Consider the following 5,526-nt stretch of genomic DNA (forward strand, 5'->3'; position numbering starts at 1 on the left):
CTCCGGATCAGTTCGAGACGGTGCGCGATACGCTCGCGCAAGCCGGGCTCGCGCCAGAGAGCGCGGAGGTGACTATGCGAGCCAGCACCAGCGTGGCCTTGGACAAGGACGACGCGGAAAAGATGATCCGCCTTCTGGAGCGTCTGGAAGATTTGGACGACGTGCAAAATGTTTATTCCAATGCCGATATCAGCGAGGAGATCCTCGCCCAGATCGGATAAAGAGGCGATGTGACGGTCGTTTTGGGACTGGACCCGGGGTCACGCCGTACCGGCTACGGCGTCGTTCGCGATAGCGATAAAGGACCCGTCTTGATTGCCTGTGGGTGTATTCGCACGGAAACGGATCATTTTCCCGAACGCCTCAAGCAAATCTATGACGGGGTCTATAAAATCGCGCTCGAATTCCGGCCCGACGAACTGGCCATCGAGCAAGTATTCATGCACAAGAATGCCGATTCGGCTCTGAAGCTCGGGCAGGCCAGGGGAGCCGCCATCTGCGGGGGCCTTGCGGCGGGATTGCCGGTTCATGAATATGCCGCGCGGCAGGTGAAGCAGGCCCTGGTCGGAAAAGGCAGTGCGGACAAGCTGCAAGTCCAGCACATGGTGCGTTTCCTGCTCAAATTTTCTTCGCCGCTGCAATTGGACGCCAGTGATGCTTTGGGCGTGGCCTTGTGCCATATCCACCACCGGCAGACCTTGCGGCGTCTGCGGCTGGCCGGAGTTGTGATGCGATGATCGGATTTTTGCGCGGTTTGGTGGTCGCCAAAAAGCCGCCTTCTCTTTTGTTGGACGTGCGCGGCGTCGGGTACGAGATCGACGCGCCGATGTCGACCTTCTACAAGCTGCCGGAGATCGGCGAAGAGGTGACGCTGTACACCCATCTGGCGATCCGCGAGGACGCCCACAGCCTGTTCGGATTCGTATCCGAGGCGGAGCGCGCCCTGTTCCGCAGCCTGATCCGTGTCAGCGGCGTCGGTGCGAAGCTCGCCCTGGCGATTCTGTCGGGTTTGAGCGCCGAAGAGTTCCACCGTTGCGTGGAAGCGCAGGACGCCGCCCGTCTGGTGCGCTTGCCGGGGGTCGGCAAGAAAACCGCGGAACGCTTGATCATCGAAATGCGGGACCGTCTGCCCGAGCTGCCCACGGTTCATCTGCCCGGCGCGGGAACCCTGCCGGCACCGGCGGCGAGTCCGGTGGACGATGCGGTCAGCGCATTGATCGCTTTAGGATTCAAGCCGCAGGATGCCAGCAACCTGGTGCGGAAGGTTCCGGTCGACGGCAAGAGCAGCGAGGAGATCATTCGTTCAGCCTTGCAGTCCGCGGCGAAGTAAAAACCGGCTGAACTTTGATACGATAGAATCCGAGCAGCCATGGCGAATCCAGCGATTAAACCCGCGACCTACGAAGACATTCTCGCCCTTCCGCCCAATTTGGTGGGAGAAATCGTTTACGGGCGCCTGATCACCCATCCCCGTCCGGCGCCGCGTCATGCGCGGGCGTCATCGAATCTCGGGGTTCGGATCGGCGGTCCTTTCGATTTGGGTGATGGCGGCCCCGGAGGCTGGTGGATTTTGGACGAGCCGGAGCTTCATCTCGGTGGGCACGTCCTGGTGCCGGACCTGGCCGGATGGCGACGGGAGCGAATGCCCCGCTTGCCCGATGCCGCCTGGTTCGAATGCGTACCGGACTGGGTTTGCGAAGTGCTGTCGCCGTCTACGGCCCGCGACGACCGCGCCGAAAAGCTGCCGCTCTACGGCTCCCTGGGCGTAGCTCATGCCTGGCTGGTCGACCCTGACACGCGGGTTCTCGAGGCTTACGAAAACCAGCAGGGGCGCTGGTTGCTGGTACAGACCCATGCCGGCGACAGCCGGGTTTCCGTTCCGCCTTTCGAAGCCGTCGAATGGGCGTTGGGGGAACTGTGGGCGGAGTAATTGCCGCTCAAAATAGACCGTATTTATAACTATGCCTACCCACCGTCTCATCAATCCCGCCGGCTCCCCGGACGAAGACGCAGTCGACCGCGCCATACGTCCGCGCCGTCTGGACGACTACATCGGCCAGGCGGCCATGCGCGAGCAGATGGCGATCTTCATTCAAGCGGCCCTGGCGCGACGCGAAGCTTTGGATCATGTTCTGATTTTCGGTCCGCCGGGACTCGGCAAAACAACCCTGGCCAACATCATCGCCAACGAGATGGGCGTCAGCCTACGCCAGACCTCGGGGCCGGTTCTGGAAAAGGCGGGGGATTTGGCGGCTTTGCTGACCAATCTGGAGCCGCGCGACGTTCTTTTCATCGACGAGATCCATCGCTTGAGCCCGATGGTGGAGGAGGTTCTCTACCCGGCGATGGAGGATTACCAGATCGACATCATGATCGGCGAAGGTCCGGCTGCGCGTTCGATCAAGCTGGATATCCCGCCGTTTACCCTGGTGGGTGCGACTACCCGGGCCGGACTTTTGACTTCGCCCTTGCGTGACCGATTCGGGATCGTCCACCGCCTGGAGTTCTACACGCCGGAGGAATTGACCCGGATCGTCACCCGCTCGGCGAAAATCCTCGGCGTTGAAATGAGCCCCGAAGGTGCCCGCGAAATCGCGCGCCGGTCGCGCGGAACGCCGCGCATCGCCAACCGGCTGTTGCGGCGAGTTCGCGATTTCGCCGAAGTCATGGCGGACGGAAGAGTCACCGTCGAGGTGGCCGGCAAGGCGCTGGAAATGCTGAACGTCGACCATAACGGCTTCGACCAGCTCGATCGCAAGCTGCTCCGCACCATGATCGAGAAATTCGAGGGCGGTCCGGTAGGGCTAGACAACATAGCCGCCGCGATCAGCGAAGAGCGCGGCACCATAGAGGACGTTCTGGAGCCTTACTTGATTCAGCAAGGCTTCATCATGCGCACGCCGAGGGGGAGGGTTGCGACGCGCACGGCTTACCTTCATTTCGGTCTGGAGCCGCCGAAGGCGCTCAATGTGAACGAGGAGCTCTTTTAGTTGGGGGATATTTCCGAACAAAGCGGGTTTCGCTGGCCCGTCCGCGTATATTACGAAGACACCGATGCCGGCGGCGTGGTTTATCACGCCAGCTATCTCAGATTTTTCGAGCGGGCAAGGACCGAGTTTTTGCGTTCGTTGGGTTTCGAGCAGGATGACCTTCGGACCCGACATGGGATCTTGTTCGCCGTTCGCTCGATGCAGATCGACTACGTGAAAGCGGCACGGTTCAACGAGATGCTCTGGGTGTCTGCCGAAGTGGAGCAGTTGAAGTCGGCGAGCTTGACGTTCAAACAACTGGCGGTACGGCAAGATAACGAACTCGTGTGCGAGGCGCGGGTGCGCGTCGTCTGTCTCGTCGCCGAAACCTTCCGGCCCACGGCCATTCCTGATTTTTTATTGCAACGGTTAAAAAATGACCTCTGAACTCTCCATATTCAAGTTAATCACCGAAGCGAGCCCGGTGGTCCAGATCGTTATGCTCATTCTGGTTTTGGCATCGGTTATTTCATGGACCTTCATTTTTTCGAAATACAAGGAGATCAGGCGCGCCGAGGAGACTTCGGAGGAGTTCGAAGAACGCTTCTGGTCGGGGATAGATCTTGCCGATCTCTACCGCCAATTGACCCGAGAGGATCTGGGGACGGAAGGGCTCGAAAATATCTTCATGGCCGGATTCAAGGAATTCGCGCGGCTGCGGCAACAGCCGAACATCGGTCCCGATGCGGTGATGGAGGGAACGCAGAGGGTGATGCGCGTGGCCCTGAACCGCGAATTGGAGAGCCTGGACGAGCGCTTGCCGTTTCTCGCCACGGTCGGTTCCACGAGTCCCTACGTCGGACTGTTCGGCACCGTGTGGGGCATCATGAACTCGTTCCGGTCGCTCGGCAGCGTCAAGCAGGCGACCCTGGCCATGGTGGCGCCCGGCATTTCCGAAGCGCTGGTGGCGACCGCCATGGGCTTGTTCGCCGCGATTCCGGCGGTCATGGCCTATAACCGCTATTCGACCGATATCGGGCGGCTGGCCAATCGGTACGAAGCGTTCACCGAAGAATTCCTGAGCTTATTGCATCGTCAGGCGCACGCAAAATGAACGTATCATCCGGGGGAAGCGGGCGCGGCTGTCGCCGCAGGCCCATGGCCGAAATCAACGTCGTTCCTTATATCGACGTCTCTTTGGTGCTCTTGATCATTTTCATGGTGACGGCGCCGCTGCTTCAAACCGGGGTGGACGTGGATCTTCCCCAAGCCGAGGCCAGAACCGTCGATCCGCAGCAGGATCTGCCCATCATCGTATCGATCAATGCCGAAGGCCGCTTGTTCGTGGATGCCGGCAATCAGGAGGACGTCGAGGTCGATTCCGACGCGCTTACCGCCAGAGTCATGGATGCTCTCCAGAAAAAACCGGGGCTCTCGGTCTTGATTCGGGGCGACAAGACCGTGGATTACGGCAAAGTCGTGATGGTCATGGCCTCGCTCAAAAACGCGGGCGTACCGAGCGTCGGATTGATGACGGGCCCGGCCGAGGACGAATGAGTCGTTCCCATTCCAAACGCTACCGTGGTCCGTTCGGGCTATCGGTGGCGCTACACGCTGTTCTGATCCTTCTTTTTGCGGTTCAGTTCGATTCCGTCACGCCGGTCGCGCAGCCGCCCCAGCCGGAAATCATTCAGGCGACAGCGGTCGACGAATTCCAGATCGAGCGGGGACGGCAAGCCAGGCGGCGCGAGGAGCAGGCCCGTCAGGAAAAGCTGGAAGAGGAGCGGCGCGTCCAAGAAGAGGCCGAACGCCGGGAGCAGGCCGAAGCCCAAGAATTGAAGCGCAAACAGGACGAAGATGCCAAGCGGCAAGCCGAACTGGAAGCTCAGCGCAAAGCCGAGGCGGAGGAAAGAAAACGCCTGGAGGAGGCCAAGCGCCTCGCCGACCAGAAGCGTAAGGCCGACGAATCCAGGCAAGCTGAGCTGGAAGCCAAGCGCAAGGCGGAAGAACAGGCGTTGCGCAAAGCGGAGGCGGAAGCGAAGAAACGCCAGGAGGAAGATCGCCGTCAGGCCGAGCTCGAAGCCAGACGCCGGGCTGAAGAGGAGGCGAGGCGAAAGGCCGAAGTCGAAGCTAAACAAAAAGCCGAGGCCGAGGCCAAGCGTCAAGCGGAGGCCGAGGCAAAACAGAAGTCGGAGTTGGAAGCCAAGCAGAAGGCGGAAGCCGAGGCGAAACGGAAAGCGGAGCTCGAAGCCAAACAGAAAGCCGAAGCGGAAGCGAAACGGAAGACCGAGTTGGAAGCCAAACGGAAAGTCGAAGCCGACGCGAAGCGAAAAGCCGAGCTGGAAGCCAGACAAAAGGCGGAAGCCGAGGCAAAACGGAAAGCCGAGTTGGATGCCAAGCAAAAGGCTGAAGCGCAACGCAAAGCTGAACTGGAAGCCAAACTCAAGGCCGAAGCGGAAGCGAAGCGGAAGGCCGAATTGGAGGCCAAACAAAAGGCGGAAGCCGAGGCGAAACGGAAAGCTGCCGAATTGGAAGCTAGACAGAAAGCGGAGGCCGA

9 protein-coding genes are annotated in these 5,526 nt (G+C 60.3%); all 9 read left to right on the forward strand.

Annotated elements, in window-relative coordinates; all coding sequences use genetic code 11:
• On the forward strand, window positions 1-221 hold a 221-nt coding region (locus ABJK70_RS19105; protein ID WP_347258792.1), incomplete at its 5' end, for a YebC/PmpR family DNA-binding transcriptional regulator.
• 9 nt (window positions 222-230) lie between these two features.
• On the forward strand, window positions 231-737 hold the full coding sequence (gene ruvC / locus ABJK70_RS19110; protein ID WP_077728967.1) for a crossover junction endodeoxyribonuclease RuvC: 507 nt from the start codon (window positions 231-233) through the stop codon (window positions 735-737).
• Window positions 734-1,330 (forward strand): Holliday junction branch migration protein RuvA, encoded by a 597-nt coding sequence (gene ruvA, locus ABJK70_RS19115; RefSeq protein WP_086135330.1) that lies wholly within the window; start codon window positions 734-736, stop codon window positions 1,328-1,330. The genes ruvC and ruvA overlap by 4 nt, the downstream gene beginning before the upstream one ends.
• A gap of 39 nt (window positions 1,331-1,369) precedes the next feature.
• Window positions 1,370-1,930: a Uma2 family endonuclease gene (locus ABJK70_RS19120; RefSeq protein ID WP_077728969.1), complete on the forward strand. Its 561-nt coding sequence runs from the start codon at window positions 1,370-1,372 to the stop codon at window positions 1,928-1,930.
• A 31-nt stretch (window positions 1,931-1,961) separates the two neighbouring features.
• Window positions 1,962-2,990 carry a Holliday junction branch migration DNA helicase RuvB gene (gene ruvB, locus ABJK70_RS19125; protein ID WP_077728970.1) on the forward strand — a complete coding sequence of 343 codons (1,029 nt, stop codon included), beginning with the start codon at window positions 1,962-1,964 and terminating at the stop codon, window positions 2,988-2,990.
• Window positions 2,991-3,416 (forward strand): tol-pal system-associated acyl-CoA thioesterase, encoded by a 426-nt coding sequence (gene ybgC, locus ABJK70_RS19130; protein WP_077728971.1) that lies wholly within the window; start codon window positions 2,991-2,993, stop codon window positions 3,414-3,416.
• Window positions 3,406-4,083 carry a protein TolQ gene (gene tolQ, locus ABJK70_RS19135; RefSeq protein ID WP_077728972.1) on the forward strand — a complete coding sequence of 226 codons (678 nt, stop codon included), beginning with the start codon at window positions 3,406-3,408 and terminating at the stop codon, window positions 4,081-4,083. Before ybgC ends, tolQ begins: the two co-directional genes overlap by 11 nt.
• Window positions 4,080-4,526, forward strand: a complete 447-nt coding sequence (gene tolR, locus ABJK70_RS19140) for a protein TolR (RefSeq protein ID WP_347258793.1) — start codon at window positions 4,080-4,082, stop codon at window positions 4,524-4,526. Before tolQ ends, tolR begins: the two co-directional genes overlap by 4 nt.
• Window positions 4,523-5,526, forward strand: a 1,004-nt coding sequence (gene tolA / locus ABJK70_RS19145) for a cell envelope integrity protein TolA (RefSeq protein ID WP_347258794.1), incomplete at its 3' end; no start/stop codon positions are given. The genes tolR and tolA, both read left to right, overlap by 4 nt.

Source organism: Methylocaldum sp. (genome assembly GCF_039794385.1).
In the GTDB taxonomy this organism is placed as follows: Bacteria; Pseudomonadota; Gammaproteobacteria; order Methylococcales; family Methylococcaceae; genus Methylocaldum.